The organism is Priestia sp. YIM B13491 (genome assembly GCF_042787605.1).
GTDB classification, from domain to species: domain Bacteria; phylum Bacillota; class Bacilli; order Bacillales; family Bacillaceae_H; genus Priestia; species Priestia megaterium_E.
On record NZ_JBHZOR010000011.1, the window covers coordinates 1 to 17,386 of the forward strand.

14 protein-coding genes are annotated in these 17,386 nt (G+C 34.1%); 11 read left to right on the forward strand and 3 right to left on the reverse strand.

Annotated features, from left to right (window positions below; all coding sequences use genetic code 11):
- The 6 genes from ACFX4E_RS24550 to ACFX4E_RS24575 all read left to right on the forward strand — a co-directional run.
- The coding region (locus ACFX4E_RS24550; RefSeq protein ID WP_377579925.1) for a GerAB/ArcD/ProY family transporter at positions 1-894 on the forward strand (894 nt) is incomplete at its 5' end.
- A 987-nt stretch (positions 895-1,881) separates the two neighbouring features.
- Positions 1,882-2,457, forward strand: coding sequence for a TetR/AcrR family transcriptional regulator (locus ACFX4E_RS24555; RefSeq protein WP_269871420.1), 576 nt, complete (start codon positions 1,882-1,884; stop codon positions 2,455-2,457).
- A 106-nt stretch (positions 2,458-2,563) separates the two neighbouring features.
- Complete coding sequence (locus tag ACFX4E_RS24560; protein WP_230184978.1) at positions 2,564-3,424, forward strand: alpha/beta fold hydrolase; 861 nt, start codon at positions 2,564-2,566, stop codon at positions 3,422-3,424.
- Between the two features lie 268 nt (positions 3,425-3,692).
- Positions 3,693-4,685 carry an NADP-dependent oxidoreductase gene (locus ACFX4E_RS24565; protein WP_269871421.1) on the forward strand — a complete coding sequence of 331 codons (993 nt, stop codon included), beginning with the start codon at positions 3,693-3,695 and terminating at the stop codon, positions 4,683-4,685.
- Between the two features lie 70 nt (positions 4,686-4,755).
- Entirely contained in the window at positions 4,756-5,097 is a 342-nt protein-coding gene (locus ACFX4E_RS24570) for an MmcQ/YjbR family DNA-binding protein (protein WP_269871422.1), read from the forward strand.
- The gene (locus tag ACFX4E_RS24575) at positions 5,094-6,071 is read left to right on the forward strand and encodes an NAD(P)H-dependent flavin oxidoreductase (RefSeq protein WP_269871423.1); all 978 of its coding nucleotides are present in this window, start codon (positions 5,094-5,096) and stop codon (positions 6,069-6,071) included. The genes ACFX4E_RS24570 and ACFX4E_RS24575 overlap by 4 nt, the downstream gene beginning before the upstream one ends.
- Positions 6,072-6,585: 514 nt before the next feature.
- Here the strand turns inward: ACFX4E_RS24575 and ACFX4E_RS24580 are convergent.
- Positions 6,586-7,590, reverse strand: coding sequence for a DUF3231 family protein (locus ACFX4E_RS24580; protein WP_263034854.1), 1,005 nt, complete (start codon positions 7,588-7,590; stop codon positions 6,586-6,588).
- A 612-nt stretch (positions 7,591-8,202) separates the two neighbouring features.
- Here ACFX4E_RS24580 and ACFX4E_RS24585 point away from each other — a divergent pair.
- A complete protein-coding gene (locus ACFX4E_RS24585; protein WP_263034365.1) occupies positions 8,203-8,814 on the forward strand; it encodes a TetR/AcrR family transcriptional regulator in 612 nt (203 codons plus the stop codon).
- Positions 8,815-9,089: 275 nt separating this feature from the next.
- Here the strand turns inward: ACFX4E_RS24585 and ACFX4E_RS24590 are convergent, their stop codons facing one another.
- Positions 9,090-10,034, reverse strand: a complete 945-nt coding sequence (locus tag ACFX4E_RS24590; protein WP_263034364.1) for an NAD(P)H-dependent flavin oxidoreductase — start codon at positions 10,032-10,034, stop codon at positions 9,090-9,092.
- A gap of 585 nt (positions 10,035-10,619) precedes the next feature.
- A complete protein-coding gene (locus ACFX4E_RS24595; RefSeq protein ID WP_263034363.1) occupies positions 10,620-11,234 on the reverse strand; it encodes a TetR/AcrR family transcriptional regulator in 615 nt (204 codons plus the stop codon).
- A gap of 161 nt (positions 11,235-11,395) precedes the next feature.
- Here ACFX4E_RS24595 and ACFX4E_RS24600 point away from each other — a divergent pair, with 161 nt between their 5' ends.
- The 4 genes from ACFX4E_RS24600 to ACFX4E_RS24615 all read left to right on the forward strand — a co-directional run bounded on the left by ACFX4E_RS24600 (position 11,396) and on the right by ACFX4E_RS24615 (position 16,613).
- Positions 11,396-12,304, forward strand: coding sequence for an NmrA family NAD(P)-binding protein (locus tag ACFX4E_RS24600; protein WP_263034362.1), 909 nt, complete (start codon positions 11,396-11,398; stop codon positions 12,302-12,304).
- Between the two features lie 155 nt (positions 12,305-12,459).
- A complete protein-coding gene (locus tag ACFX4E_RS24605; RefSeq protein ID WP_263034361.1) occupies positions 12,460-13,905 on the forward strand; it encodes a DHA2 family efflux MFS transporter permease subunit in 1,446 nt (481 codons plus the stop codon).
- Between the two features lie 403 nt (positions 13,906-14,308).
- Positions 14,309-14,734 (forward strand): nuclear transport factor 2 family protein, encoded by a 426-nt coding sequence (locus ACFX4E_RS24610; protein ID WP_377579931.1) that lies wholly within the window; start codon positions 14,309-14,311, stop codon positions 14,732-14,734.
- A gap of 943 nt (positions 14,735-15,677) precedes the next feature.
- Positions 15,678-16,613, forward strand: coding sequence for a hypothetical protein (locus ACFX4E_RS24615; protein ID WP_377579933.1), 936 nt, complete (start codon positions 15,678-15,680; stop codon positions 16,611-16,613).
- Positions 16,614-17,386: the final 773 nt, after the last annotated feature.

Here is a 17,386-nt window from a genome sequence, read left to right on the forward strand (position 1 = left end):
ATGCAAAAAATCATGGGTAAAGGGATTGGAACGGTACTTGCCTTTGTCTACATCCTTTATTTTATGTATGATGCAGCGAGGGTTCTCCGTGATTTTGGCGAGATGTTGTTAACCTCCGCCTACCCTGAGACTCCTTTATTCATTGCACATACTTTATTAATGCTTGTTATTATTTATACGATTCGAAAAGGAATCGAGGTTGTAGCTCGCTCAGGAGAAATCCTTTTTATATTCATGTATACTTTTGCCATGGCGGGGTTTGTTCTCATCGTATGTTCAGGTTTAATCGAGTTTACAAACTTACAGCCAGTACTTGAAGAGGGTGTTTTACCCGTCCTGAAAGTTGCATTTACTCAAACTATCTATTTCCCGTTTGCAGAAGCGATTGTATTTACGATGATTTTACCGTATTTAAAAGACCAAAAAAAGGCAAAATTGACCATGTTATGTGCAACTGGATTAAGTGGAATCAACTTAACTATTACAATGCTTATTAACATTAGTGTACTTGGGGTTGATTTGACTGCACGTTCACAATTCCCTCTTCTTAGTACCGTACAAAGCATCCAGGTAGCTGACTTTTTGGAACGTCTTGATGTATTTTTTATGCTTGCTTTAGTTATCGGTGGTTTCATTAAGATTAGCGTGTTGTTATATGCAGCTGTCATAGGTACGGCTAACTTATTTAAGATTAAATCACCTTCACGCCTTTCATACCCTTTGGGCTTCGTTATTCTATTTATGGCTAGCACGATTGCCAGAAATTTTCAAGAACATCTTCATGAAGGACTAAAGGTAGAAATGTTTATTCTGCATATGCCTATCCTCGGGATTATTCCTCCTCTGCTTCTTCTTGTAGCTTTCTTGAAAAATAGAAAGAAACAGAGGGAATAAAAGGTTTATTTGCATTATTTCCTCCGAAGATGAGGTGGTTCTTACAATCTGTTAAATCCCTATAAGACAAGGCTTATCAGGGTGAATTTAAACTATTTGAGGTGGTTTTCATGTATACCTGGTTTTATGATCATTTTGTTAATACAATTCTATTTCCTCTTACTTGTATAGTAATAGTAGCCATCACGTTAAGTGCATATACATACTTAAAATTGAGGAAAGCAAATAATCGATAGTCTCTAGGAATTGTTGATTTTAATATTGATCTTTCTTCCCCTTTTAAAAAAGCTGATTATGTTTAGTTTACTTTTCGTCATATCATTAAGTAAAACTAAACGTATGTTATTAAAAGTAGTGTTATTGATTTTACTCCATGTAGACAAATGAAGCTTTTTTCTACAAAATATTACGCTTCTAAATCACAGAATATCAATGATTATTTAACAGGTATTTCTTTTATTTCGACGCGGATTTTTCTAAAAAGATATGCTTTTACGGACGATATATTTAATTCTGTTTTAAAACGTTAAAGGAATATAGTCAAGGATTTCATTTTAATTCTTCTTGTTTTAATTTTTCTCTTCTTCTTTCAGGTTCTTATACAACTAAAGGGGCAGTTTGTTTGAGTAAGGGATCAGGTGGTTTTTTCTAATTGCTGTTTCTTGTTTATTTAGTATGAGTGCATCTGTAGAAGAGTTTGATTCATTAATTGAAACAGTGGAAGAAAACAATCCTGAAGAAACTAAACGAATAGAAGAAACTTTTGGCGATACCCCTAAGTGAACGTTAATGGATACCATTTTGATACGCAGCAAATGTTTTTGGGATTATTGGTTAGTTATAATTCTTTACTAATCGTTCTAAAAAAGGTATTCTTTAATCATGGTTTGAAATTCATGTCTTTATTTTAGAATGTTCATTCTATAATGGATTATGACGTTTGTTTTTGTTAGTATTGACTCATGGATTTTTTTAAGGAGAAATAAAATGGCTAGAAGTAAAGAGTTTGACGAAAAAGCAGTATTAAGAAAAGCAATGGAGCTTTTCTGGGAACAGGGTTATGAAAAAACATCCATGCAAGATTTGGTCGATCATATGGGGATACATCGTAGGAGTATCTATGACACATTTGGTGACAAGCGTTCATTGTTTTTAGCTTCCCTTAATCACTATGAAGAACTCATCGTGAATGAGATGAAAAGCATAATTAGTAACACTTCATCCATTAAACAGGCGATACGTGATGTTTTTATTTTCGTACTGAATTCCATTGGACAATACCCAAAAGGTTGTCTATCAGTAAATGCAGCCATTGAATTATCTTTGTTGGACAAAGAAATTGGACGCATAGTTACAAAAATGTTTAACCGTACTGAAGATATGTTTAATAGCCTTATAAAACGAGGCCAATCTAGTGGAGAGCTATCAAAAGATATCGATTCTGCTAACACATCTCGTTTCTTACACAACAATTTAGTAGGTATAAGAGTACTAATAAAAACTAATTACAATAAAAAAGAATTAGAAGGCATCATCACTCTAGCACTTTCAGTGTTGGACTAGCTTTCTTTTTTTACCTTTTTTAGAACGTTCATTCTAAAATTGTTATGAAACAAACCATCATAATGCATACTTAATCGTTTTTAAATTTCTAAGGAGGAACACAAAAATGACAAACTTTAAAATACCAACAGAATCAGAATTTATTGAAGCAGATGGAACTCGTTACGCATATAGAAAATTTGGTACACAAGATGGTATACCAGTAGTATTTCTTGTTCACTTTAGAGGAACGATGGAAAACTGGGATCCAAACATGATTGAACCTATTGCAAATACACGCCCAGTAATCTTATTTGACAATAAAGGGGTTGGTGAGACCGATGGACTAACGCCTACTACAATTGCAGATATGGCAAAAGACACAGCAACATTTATAAAAGCTCTTGGATTAGAACAAGTTGACATTCTTGGTTTTTCCATTGGTGGCATGGTTGCACAAGAGCTAGCTTTACAAGAAGGAGATTTAGTAAGAAAAATTATTATGGCAGGTACTTCACCTGAATCTGGTATTAATCCAGATCCAGAGATTCTTGAAAGAATGAATCGTCACGGCGGAACGGAAGAAGATGGAATAAATGATTTTATGTTCTTTTTCTACGAGCAAACCAAAACAAGTAAATCTGCAGGAATGGCTTCACTACAAAGAATTTTCAATCAGAAAAAAGTAAACAGTTCAGAACAAGTAAAAGAGGCACAATTACAAGCCATTGCAAAATGGGCTAAACAAAAATCTAATCATGACTATGAATGGTTACAAAACATCAAACACCCTGTACTTGTTACTAATGGGGTTAATGATGTGATGGTACCGACTAAAAACAGTTATATCTTAACAGAGAAATTACCCAAAGCACAGCTGATTATCTATCCTGATTCTGGTCACGGGCATCTGTTTCAATTTCCAGAACTATTTGCAGAACACGTAAACTCATTTCTTGATTCTAATTCTTATTCAACTTTCGTCTGATGTAAATAATAATCTTGCAGATGTTGTCACAGTAGGTACTTGGGTACTAGCTAATCCAGACTTTGTAGAACGGATTCAATCAGGAGATCCCCTAAACGAACCTGACAAAAATACGCTCTATGAAGGAGAAAAGAAGGCTATACAGATTATCCTTTTTTAAAATGATTTATTTAATATGGATATCCTATTTAGGGATATTCATATTCTTTTTCTTAGGTTTGTTATGAAAACATACATGTGGGTTAAATAAAAAATGTGGAGGATTGTCATGAAAGCTTTAGCAATTGAAAACTACGGTGAAAAACCAAATTTTTTAGACTTCCCTATGCCCAAAATAAACAATGACGAGGTCTTAGTTGAGATATATGCGGCAAGTATAAATCCTCTTGATACAAAAATTCGAAAAGGAGAATTAAAATTATTATTGAAATACAAGATGCCGTTAATTTTAGGAAACGATTTTTCTGGAAAAATTGTTGAAGTAGGTACTAGTGTCACGAAGTTTAAAGTCGGTGATGAGGTATATGGTCGACCTAGAGCAAATAAAATGGGAACTTTTACTGAATATATCTCTGTTAACCAAGAAGATATTGCATTAAAACCTAAAAATTTAAATTTTGAAGAAGCCGCCTCAATCCCTCTAGTCGGATTGACATCCTACCAAGCTTTACATGATATTCTGCGAATTGAAAAAGGACATAAAATATTAATACATGCAGGAGCAGGGGGAGTAGGAACATTTGCTATCCAACTTGCAAAACATATGGGGGCTTTTGTCGCAACTACAGCTAGTGATGGTAGTGATTTAGTAAAATCTCTTGGCGCTGACGAAGTTATTAATTACAAGACAGAAAAGTTCGAGCATTCGATTCGTGACTACGACGCAGTTCTTGATACCATTGGGGGAGCGACGTTAGAGAGGTCATTTGTAACATTAAAAAAAGGAGGAAAGATTGTTTCTATATCTGGAATCCCGAATGCACGCTTTGCTAAAGAAAACGGATTTAGCTCATTAAAAAAAACCTTATTTTCAATTGCAAGTTATAAACTTACGAAGCTAGAAAAAAAACATAATGTGCAATACACGTTTCTCTTTATGAAGCATAGTGGAGAGCAGTTGAAAATTTTCACAGAAATGTTAGAGTCAGAAGTGATTAAGCCTACAGTTGATAAAATTTTTATTTTTGAAGATGCCCAAAAAGCATTGGAGTATTCAGAAGCGGGAAGAGCAAAAGGAAAAATAATACTTAAATTAAAATAATCAGTCTTATCTAACAAACCTTTCCTTAGGTAGAAAGTGTTTGTCTTACCTAGAGAAAGGAGGAAAAGTCATGAACTCTAGGCAGGAAGCTATTAATTACTGCATGAAATATAGAAATGTATTTGAAGATCAACCGTTTCGGGATAAGAACTGGACTACCATTAGACATAAGGAAAATCAGAAAGTGTTTGCATGGATTTTTGAGAGAGACGACCACATTTGGATAAACTTAAAGGGTGAACCAGAGATAAATCGTCATTTACGTCAAAGTTACGATTCTATAGTACCTGCCTATCATCTTAATAAAAAACATTGGAATTCTATCATTTTAGACGGTACCGTACCAGAAAAAGAAATAGATGAAATGATTAAAACAAGCTATCATTTAACAAAGGAGAGGAAGAACTTATGAAAACAAGAATAACTGAAATTTTCGGAATTCAATATCCGATCGTTCAAGGAGGATTAGCCTATTTAGCTTATGCTGAATTAGCTTCAGCTGTCTCCAATGCTGGTGGACTTGGGCAAATTACAGCTGCGACTCTAGGAACTCCAGAAAAGCTTCGAGAAGAAATTCGTAAAGTACGTACCATGACCGATAAGCCATTTGGAGTAAACTTTGCGATTGCAAGGCATGATGGAAATTATAAAGACTTGCTAGAAGTGGCTATCGAGGAGAAGGTGCCTGCTATCTCTATAACCGGAGGGAATCCTCAACCTGTTTTTGAACGGATAAAAGGAGAAAATATTAAAACTCTTGTTCTAGTTTCAGGAGTTAGACAAGCAAAAAAGGCTGAGGAACTTGGGGCTGATGCCGTAATGGCAGTAGGACAAGAAGGAGGCGGCCACTTAGGACGGGATGATATTGGCACAATGGTCCTTATCCCTCGTGTAGTTGAATCTGTGTCAATTCCTGTACTAGCTAGTGGAGGCATTGGAGATGGAAGAGGCTTATTAGCAGCCTTCGCCCTTGGAGCAGAAGGAATAGAAATGGGAACAAGATTTATTGCTACGCAAGAGTGTGTGCATGCAAACCCTGTATACAAAGAAGCACTTGTGAAGGGAAAAGAGACAGATACAGTTATTATTAAGAAAACTTTAGGGCATCCTGGTCGTGTTTTAGAATCAAAATATACTAGCAATATTATTGAGCGTGAACACAAAGGGGCAACTTATGAAGATTTAAAAGATATGGTAAGTGGTAAGGCAAACTGCAAATATATTTACAATGGGAATGAAGGGGAGGGATTTGGTTGGGCTGGACAGGTTATCGGACTAATTAATGATGTTCCTACGGTTCAAGAATTGTTTGATGAGATGATTTCTACAGCTGAACAAGGAAAGCAGCGATTGGTAAACATTTTGGAAACAACAAAGAACTGTTAGTAGTGTTCCAGCTTTAAGTAATATATATTAACTAAAATCGAAAATTTTAGGTATGCTTGTCTTATTAGCGTTAACAAAATAAAAAGCCACCCATTATTTGCAGGACAGGTGGCTTTCTACTATAAAATGCATGTGCAGACATATAATAACACATTTTTTCCTTATGGACTATATTTTTCCGTACGAGCATATGAATAAAAGGTGCGCTTTTTATACATTCTCGTTTCTTTCAACTATTCAAAAAATGTAGTCATATCAACGATGTATAAAAAGTTGCATATTCCGGAAAAAGAATCCTTGGTGGAAGCTTACTGCTCCAAGGATTCTTTTGCTTTCTTGCTTCCTTGAAGAGTGATTATGTTAACTAACTTTGTATAGAGTATACAGCTTAAAAATCGAAAAAACCTATCTCTTCCCAATCCAAAGAGGTAGGTTTTTTCTGCTCTATTGCAGTAAGGATTTTCGCTGATGCCTCACGGCGTCTTGTGTAATTTGCTCAAAATATTAGATTTTATTATTTTTCTTTTGCTATTTCTTTTCTGTTAGGAGCAAGTGGTGGTTGTTCTAACCATTTATTTTTTACCATAATATCAAACCATTTTTTTGTGACCATTAAATTTTTTAGGATAACACCTTCATAAGCAGCTACAAGATCTGTTCGCATAGCTGACGCTAAACCTGTTCCATGATAGGCTTGCGCAGCTTGGAATAAAAATCCAATATGATACATCATTAATTTATCAGAAAAAGGAGCGTCTGTTGAAGTTGTTACTTCTGTCTCCCATGATTTAGGAATTGGTAAATTATCAGCGTGCATGATTTTTGAAAAGGATTGTATTTGTTCGTCAGCTGTTTTTTCCGAATCCTCTAAAAATTTTCTCACTTCTTTTGATTGAGCGACCTGACTAAATCCAATAGAAAGAGTTTTAGCCATAATGCTTTTTTTAAGGTTGAAAGAAATACTTATGATTTCTAGTGCCGTCAAACGTCTGCCTTTTCCGAAAAAACCATCCGTAAAATCCTGGCTAGAAATATATTCAGGATTCGCAGTAGGATAAAAATAAGGGTCCCTCTGAAACTCCCCTTTTTCAAGTAATAATTCAATCGTTTGATGATACATTTTTTTTGCATCGTTATCACATGAATCGTAGAAATGGCGTAAGTCTTCTCTGACAGAAACACCTAATGAGGTTGTATGTCCTAGCAAGCCATGCAACGTCATGATATGTAAATAATTTAAGCAGAATATGTCCGTGAACAATCTCTTAGTACCTTTATTAAGATCAGACTCAGTAAATCCAATTGGAACTGGAAACCCTTCGCTCTCTATAAAAGCTACAATTTGTTTTTTTTGTTTTGCGAAGGTCTTGATAGCATCTTCAAAAACGGCCTTTATTGACTCGTCCTCAATAATAGAGAACATATATCGATTTACTATATCCGTCATTGTTCCGTTTACATACTCTCCCCATAGTGTCCCTATTTCAGAAGATGTGAGTTTTAACTTATTCTTATCCACATTATCACCTCTTGGATAATATTTACTAACTTAATAATAGATATGAATTTTTTCTTAACAAAAAAGGTTTTCAGTATGTAATTTCCGATAAATGGTTTTATGTTAACTAATTCTACATGTCGTATAAAGATTATCCACTTCTTATTTTGAGGCTTTTAACTGTTAATAAATAGGTGATAACTGGATTATTTGCCCTAAAACTTGAGAAGCAGAACTATTAGGATAAAAATTAGTATCGTATAGTATTAACCACTCAAGGGTACAAAATTTTACTCTTTACTGACAATATGCTGTTAGTAATTTGTTGGGAGTTATTTAACAAAAAAGCTTCTAATAGTAAGAGCTTTTCATCCTTTTGTTCACCTCTTTGACTGCCTGTGAGTCAACCTGATATACCGATAAATAGTGCTCTCTATACTATTATTTATCATGCCTCTAAATCTTCTGTGTATAAGGAATTATTTAGTTCCATAAAAAATCTCAGCAGAGCTAATTAAAGAACGCGACAGTATCTAATTAGAAAACTGCAAATTGTTTTCTTATATAAGAAAGTGGTATTATTAGATAAGAAAATAAAAAAGTCTACCTATAGGAAGGGTGACAAAGGTTTTTATGTTAGATGAAAAAAATCATCCGAGAGAAGGAAAAAGAGGACGTCCTCTAGATTTGTCGCGTAATAAAGTAATACTTGAAACAACTTTAGACCTATTAGCAGAAAATGGATATGAATCCTTAACAATAGATGCAGTTGCTATCAAAGCAAAAGTAGGAAAAGGAACCATTTATAGACGTTGGTCTTCTAAAATGGACCTTGTCATTGACGCCGCCACGTTAATGAGCCCTTTCGAGATATCAGTAAAAGAACTGAATACAAATCAAGACTTGAGAGGACAATTGATTGATTTACTCACACTATTCTTTCAGCAAGATAATAAAAAATATCAGAAAGCTACTAGTGCGATTTGTAATGCTGTTAACGAAAAATTAGAACAAGGTATACGTGAGGCTTTTTACTGGCGTTACAGAAGCGCGATTGAATCAATTCTCGAGCCTTATATAAAGGAAAATTTAATTACTGATGGTGATTTGGAACTCATGGCAGATATTGGCCCTGCACTACTTATGTATAAAATTCAATTTAAAAACCAATCTAATGATTCTCATTACATCGAGCGACTCGTTGATAAATTAATGATGCCTCTTGTGTCATTAAAAAAAGTGTAAACAATCCCATATTGAAGAGAATTATAAAACCTAGCACATATATGATATGTGCTAGGTTTTATAATTATTAGTATTCGATTCCATCAAATATCTCTAAATGACTTTTTTCAAAACGTCCAAGTTTATGAAAAAACTGTATAGAGTTAAAAATCACATCGTACATGCTTATAAAATCGAGATTTACTACCATGTAGTCTTATAATTCATTTTGCCATGATTCCTTTTGGGGAACCTATTTGTTTAACTAAACAGAGTCGTTGTTTTTATTAATAATCTTATTTTCCGAAAAATCTTTCTATTAATTCTTCTACTGTTGGTATGTCTTTTATGATATCGATACCATTATTTACAGAGATTATCCCTTCATCGAATTTCCCTTCTAACATTCCAGTCCTAAAACCACCTGTGATGTCCGAAGATGTATCTTCATTATTCTCATGTTTTTTGAGAATTATTTCTGCCTTTTTGGTTAGTATTGAGCGCAATGTCTTTACGATAAATGCCATATCCTCATGGCCTGAATCTAGGATTGCTTGTTTCGTTTCTCTTGCTGATGGCGCTTCTTTCGTCGCAATAAATCTTGTCCCAATATACACGCCTTCTGCTCCCAACGCAAAGGCTGCTTTTACCCCACGTGAATCGTTAATTCCACCTGCTGCTAACACTGGAATATTTACTGAATCAACCATCGTAGGTACCACTGTAAAGGTACCGACAGATTTTGCTGGTAAACCTCCTCCTTCATCATATCCCGTAGCAACTAATAAATCTGCGCCCATTCTCTCTGCTATTTTCATTATTTCGGGTGTTGGAGTTATTGGTCTGTATATGATTACTCCATTATGTTCTTTTATTTTATCGAACAGTACTTTATTTGCTTCTCCTACAATCGCAAAATATTTTATTTTTTCCTCGAATGCTACTCTCAATAATTCATTATAGAAAGGATTATCTTTATCTCTTTCTTCCCCACTTGAAATAATATTTAATCCAAATGAATTACTTGTTAGTTCTCTTGTTTTTCTTATTTCATTTCGCATTCTTTCTGCGGTTTCCTTTGGATCACTCGTTAATGTTTTTTGTCCAGCATTTGGCCCTAATATTCCTAATCCTCCTGCATTTGCTACTGCGGCTACTAATTGTGCATCTGTATTCCATGACATAGGGGCTTGTATTAAGGGATATTTTGTATTTAATATTTCCGTTACTCTATTTTTCATGTTGTTTCTCACTCTCCAAATTCCTGAATTATAGAACTTAAAAGTTCCACAAATGAATCTTAGCAAAAAAAATTACGGTACGCAACATTATCGTATTTAAATTTTTTGTTTATTGATCAAATCATAGGTTTTCTTATCTAGGTTTCAATAATTGATTTCATTACTTTGTAATATGCCATTATTTAGAGTTAACAAATGACCTATAAAACGTGAAAAGAGCCTGAATTCCTTAGAAACAGGCTCTTTTTGACTTTAAATATATACTTTTTTTGCTTCTACGTTTAAAGGCAAAATACAAGCTTCCTTCATAAGATTTATCTATTTCTGGTTAAATTTACTACCTTCTTCCTTTGAGTCTCACAATTCCTTCAACTTTGCTAAGCTGGTGTTTTTAAAAAGGTGAAGTATTTAAAAGGTGATTTACAACTATTTATATTCTTATATATGATTGGAATTTTTGAGGAGTTTTCTTCTAGTATTGATATTTAGTTAAGTAAGCTCTGAATAAGAATGCCATAATTTATAAAGTCGATTACATAATAAGATATGTAATCGGCTTCAAAATTCGGTTCACTATTTCAGTAACTACACTTGTTTTAATATGATTGGCATCATTAACTTATCAACAACTCGTTCGATGTAATGAGAATTAGTAGACTGATTTCTAGAGTAAAGATTATACATAACTAAAGCAGGGCCAATATCTGTAATGAGCTCTATATCGTCATCAGTAATATGATTTTCTTTTACATAAGGATCAAGCATTGATTCAATAACGTTCCTGTAGCGCCAGTAAAAAGCAGCCCGCAGCCCTTTTTCTAATTCTTCATTACAAGAAACACAATTACAAATTGCATTCATCGCTTTCTGATAATTTTTATTATCTTCCAGGAGTAACAGAGAAAGCAGCTCAATCAATTGTCCTCTCAGATCTTGATTTTTATTTAATTTCTCTTTTGCTATTTCGAAACGACTCATCGAAATAGCAGCGTCAAGGACAAGGTCCATTTTAGAAGACCAACGTCTATAGATTGTCCCCTTTCCCACTTTTGCCTTTGAAGCAACTGCGTCTAATGTTAAGGAGTCATACCCGTTTTCGGCTAGTAAATCTATAGTTGTTTCAAGAATAACCCTATTGCGTGATAAATCTAGAGGGCGCCCTCTTTTTACTTCTGTTTGTTGCTGTTGTTCATATGTCATAAAATTCTCGACACCTTTCCTCTAGGTTAACTTTCTTATTTACATACATAATTATAGCATCTTTATCATATATTACGATAATATTGCGTTCTATAATTATCTATGCTATGATTTTACGGAACTTTAAAGTTCCATATATAAAAGATGCGGGGGAATCACATATGTCAACATCGTCAAGTAATAATTTCAAAAAACGAAATATGGTAGCGAGAGTATTGGTTATCGGCGCAACTGGAAATGTGGGATCACAAGTAGTCAAAGAGTTTGACAAAAATGATGAGGGTGTCGTCATTCGGCTTGCAACAAGTCGTCCAGAAGTTGCGAAAAAGTGGCGAGCTGAGGGCCGTGATGCCGTCGTACTTGACCTTAATCGACCTGATACCTTCGCTGAAGCTCTAGAGGACGTGGACCGGGTATTTTTGCTAACGGGTTATACTTCTGACATGCTGTATCAAAGTAAAAAATTTGTTGATGCATCGGTCAATGCGGGAGTAACTCATATCGTCCATCTGGGTGTATTCACTTCGCGTCAGGATTTTATACCTCATTTTAATTGGCATGACCTTGTAGAAACCTATATTGAAGCAAGTGGAATCGCTTGGACACATCTTCACCCCAACGTGATTGCGGATACAATCTTTGCTTTTGCTTCAATAACCGAAACACATTCTTTCCCAGTCTATTGGGATGACATGCCGCAAGGGTGGGTATTCGCACAAGATATTGCTGCTGTTGCTTCTGCCGTGTTACGAGAGGGTCCCGAGAAGCACGGAAGTGCTAATTACTGGTTGAGCACGGAGGTGCTGACAGGCCCTGAGGTCGCCGATATTCTAACTGAGGCATCAGGAAAAGAGATTAAATGTATTACACTTGATCCTGCGGACTCGGAAGCGTATGCTGCTCAGATTACAACCGTACCAGAGCGCGCCTATATGGAGAGCGCTGCCATAACGATGAAATTAGCTGCAGCTGGTAAAATGCCCCTTCAGACTGTTGTTCACGATGACGTCTTAACAGTGCTGGGTCGTCCTGGGACTACAATGGCGGAATGGGGACGTCAAAATCTTTAAGTAACGCTTTTAAAACGAGACAATTGCCCTTTCTTTAAGGAGAGCGCATATTTTGATTCAGCGTATCAAACATGAATATCAGCCAACCTATATCTTATAAAGATATAGGTTGGCTGATGAGATATATACAGTATAAAAAAGGAGATAGGATTAAGATGAACAAACAACAAAAAGGTATGGAAAGTTCTCATATAAAGACTATACCTATTATTACATCATTTCTGATTGCCGGATTTATTGGTTTGTTTAGTGAAACAGCTTTAAATATGGCATTAAAAGATTTAATTTCTGGCTTTGGTATTCATGAAACTACCGCCCAGTGGCTGACAACAGGGTACCTGTTAACATTAGGAATTCTGGTACCTATTTCAGGTTTTATTCTTCAACGATTTACGACCAGACAGCTTTTCATAACGTCTCTTATTTCTTCCATCATAGGAACGTTCATTGCAGCTATCGCACCAACGTTTGGTGTACTAATGGTTGCTCGTGTAGTGCAGGCAATTGGAACAGCTATACTTTTACCACTTATGTTTAACACCATCCTTGTTATCATTCCACCCCATAAACGTGGAAAATCAATGGGGATTATTGGGTTAGTCATTATGTTTGCCCCGGCTGTTGGGCCAACCGTAACAGGTTTAATTTTAAAAACATTAACATGGCACTGGATTTTCTGGATTTCGCTTCCGTTATTAGTCGTTGCTTTAGTGTTTGGAACTTTTTTTGTGCAGAACGTTACCACACCAACAAAGCTAAAAATCGATATAGTTTCTGTCGTTCTTTCAACAATAGGTTTTGGCGGAATTGTATTTGGATTTAGCAGCGCTGGAGAAGGTGGAGGCTGGGGAAGTTTACAGGTTATTCTATCTCTTGTCATTGGAACTATCGCATTAATTGCGTTTTCTGTTCGTCAAACGAAGATGAAAGAGCCAATGTTAGACCTTAAAGCCTTTAAGTATCCAATGTTTACAATTGGTCTTCTATTAATTCTAGTCTGTATGCTGATCATGCTTTCTGCAATGATGATTTTACCGTTGTATTTACAAACATCATTAGCTTTATCAACGTTTACAGCTGGTCTTATGCTTCTTCCTGGAGGAATTATTAATGGCATCCTTTCACCAGTTATGGGTGGGCTGTTTGACCGTTTCGGCCCTAAATGGTTAGTTATCCCTGGACTTGTGATTGTAGCCGGCACAATGTATGGTTTCTCAACGATAACGCCGGAAACTTCAACAGGGTTTATTGTTGCTTTACACATTGCACTTATGATATCTATTTCGATGATTATGATGCCAGCTCAAACGAATGGTTTAAATCAACTTCCATCTGAACTGTACCCTCATGGAACTGCTATTATGAACACCTTGCAGCAGGTTGCTGGTGCAGTTGGAACAGCTGTTGGAATCTCCATTCTTTCATCAGGTTCAAGAAGCTTCCTTGAGACGGTATCAGATAAAATGGATCCGTTAAATCAAGTTCTTGCTTTTAACAACGGTGTTCAAAATTCTTTCATCTTTGCAGTTGTTGTCGCCATTGTGGGATTAGTGATTTCATTTTTTATTAAAAGAGTTAAGCTCAAAGAGGAAGCTAATTAACTATACACAATTGATTCTGTACGATGGCTAAAAAAAGACTTCACAACTAGTGGAGTCTTTTTTTAAACAATTAGTTTTTTAGTAAATTTATTACTCCTTTTTCTGTGATTTGACTATTATTTATCATTCAACACTTGAAGGGTAATACTACAGGCGTCGCACATAATAAAACGCGAATATATAGTGTATACATTTACTCAGTTGAAAGCCTCACGAATATATGATTGTTCATTCTAAGCAACCGTACTTATTATAAGAAGTCCTACCATTTTTATAAAAACAATTCAGTGATGTTGAGTTCTATAATAAATCTTGTTATACTATTTACGGAACTAATTAGTTCTATATATAAATATAGAGGTTTATTATAAAGAAATAGTAACCTAATAGGAGGAACTGAAGTATGTTAAATGAAAAAACTGAGAAGACCAGAGAGATAGCCAAAAAGTTTCTGGAAACTTTATTTAAGGGTAATGTTATAGGTATTGGAGACATGTTTGAAGGAAGTGATGCCGGATGGAAAGTCTTAGGTGATAACCGAGGGTTTCCTGTTGCTCGTAAGTATGGTCCTAATGAAATCGGTGACTTGATCAAGGCGGTTAGCCCAGCAGCAGCACGAGGCGGTGACGTTGACGTACTGGGTGTTTTCGCAGATGGCGATAGAGCCTTTGTCGAAATTCATGCAAAAGGGACAAGTTTTTCAGGAAAGTCCTATGATAATCGAGTGCTTTTCTCGATTCATACGGGAGAAACAGGCATATTATTAATTGAAGAATATCTGGATACCCGTCATCTTCATGAATTGCTTTTCGATACGAATGCTGAATAAATAGGCTTCTCATATAGCTTCAGACAGTAATTCCCTAACAGCTTTCCTCAAAGTGATTGAAAACCTTGAACAAGCTTAAGGAATAGTAAACCAAAACTAAAAACCGAGCACCTAATATATGTGTTCGGTTTTTAAATGTTTAATACTAATATGCGTTAAGTACTTAATTAATAATAAAGAAAGAACTCAAGCGTGAAGATCTTACTTCGAAGTACTTTACAACGTTAGCTAAGCTAAGTGGAGATTATTTAAAGATAAATAAATAGCATCAATTCACAAAAAAACAAAATCAATATTAGCGATTTAGAAGCCTCTTTCACATAGAAAGATTTCCCTCACAACAACCGTCTTTTTAGACTAATAACGGCTCACCTGGTGATTTTAAAATGCAGAGAAACACTCTCTGGCGAAATTAATTTTTATTTCTCGTATGACTAACTCTTTGAATACAAATTTTATTATTTTAAAACTACAGAAAAAAGACCACTTACAGAAGAGAAATATTAATTATTGTTTAGTGTTTTTGGAATTAAGCACTTTCTAATTTATTACATAATTTTTTATAGCATATAGTAGAAATATCTGGATCTTTCTATTGCGTAATGACACATTATCTTATACTAATACAAAGTTAAAAATCAATATTACTTATATTGAATATGTAAATGTTGTAACTAACTTATATAAATTAAAGTTTTATTATTTACTCAAAATGACGACAAATACGCAGTTTTTCTACAAGGTAGGTAAATGCTGTAACTATTTTTAATAAAGTACGTTAGTTATTATCTAATGATATTGTAAAAAATGAAACTAAACATATTTATGGCTATGTTAACTAAGGATGAATAAGAAAAAAACTATTGTAAATCAAATTCGAGCTATTTCATGGAACTTATGTTAAATTTTAAAAGTATAATTGAAACTACAGGGGGAAACGTTAGTGAGATTAAGAGAGATAAGAGATTTACTAAAAAAATACGGCTACCTTATTCAGTATTCAGAAGAGAAGCTCAGTAATGGGGACTACCATGTATATGGGTTACAAAGAGCAATAAATGCTATTGATAATCTTGCAGTATTAGGGATTTTCGATGAGGATATCAAAAGATTAAAATTTTTTGAGAGCATTTACCTATCAAGAAACAGTGAAGATAAAATGAGACTTAGTCAAGATCATCATCAAGCAATTAAGAGGATAATTGACACAGCTAGAGAAAAAGTAGATGGTTATCAAAAACTTATTAGCAATTCAATACCTGAACATGAAGAAAATGTTGTGAGTATAAAATTACCACAATATAATGACTTAAATGATTTAAGTAAGTTTTTTAAAGAGCTAGATAATGCTATGCATACGGGTTTAGCAACTCAAAATTTTCAAGATGAATATGAGCTCCAAAATTTTGATACTGGTTCTTTATGGATAGATATAATAATGGGGTCTAGTGCAGTAGTTGGCTTTTTGGGAGAATTAATTACTACTGCGATGAATGTTAAGGAAAAATCTTATCAAGTACAAATTACTCAAAATCTGTTAGAACAACAATTGGAACTTCAACAATCCAACAAAGAACAATTAGAATTTGTAAAAGGATTATTTAATGATCAAATGAACACAATTGTAGATGCAGAACTTCAACTCCTTAAGGGTAATAAAGATATAGATACAGAGGGTTTAAACCAAATGAGAACCTCAGTAAGACTTTTTGCTGACTTAATCAACAAGGGTACGCAATTTTATAGTCCTTTAAATGCACCTGAAGAGGTAAAAAAAGCTTTTCCAACACAGCCAAAAACAGAGGCTCTAAATGAACCAAAAAATCTATTGGAACAAAAACTTTCTTACTTAGAAGATAATCAAAGTGACACAGAATAATTAAAAATATAAATAACAAAGACCGCCTTTGGTTTATAAGGCGGTCTTTTCTATATTCGTACTATATATGACTATATGACATAACTTATAAAAAGGTGCATTTAAGAATATAAATAGATGTTTTGTCATTAGTTTTTCTACCATCTAAATAGGTGTACCTTTTTAGACTTACGAGAATTATAGAAAAATACTATATTTGTTGTCACTAACTATAAATGGTAAAATCTTTATTTTTATAAGTAAGTTTATTCATTTACTTCTTATTACAAAAGAAATTGATTTTGTATTTTTAGCAAAGATTATAATATTAAAAATGAATTCTCGCTAAAGATCTGTAAATTTTATATTGGGATATTATAAATACAATAATTTCTTAAAAGATAAGTAGAAGATAGAGTGGTATACGATAAGAAGTAAGATTGACTATTTGTAATTAATAAGAGCAAATAACATAACATATATTTTCCCCAACTACTTCACTATTTACTTGAATGAATATAAGGGGAAATCTCTCTATCTAGAAAAAATAGTTTTTTTTAGAAATTAAATACAATTCTCTAATTTCTTCTGTATATTAACTGTAGTTGTAAAATAAAATTTAATCAAAAACATCGTCTAACCGAAGATTTAAAGCCAAAACAAAAGAACTCACCTTGAAAAGAGATTAATCAAAATGAGTTCTTTTTATTAACTTATTCAGTTAGATTTTATAAAATAGTTTGAACCAATTAATATGGATGTTCTTTAAGATATCCTATAATCTATCCCGTAAA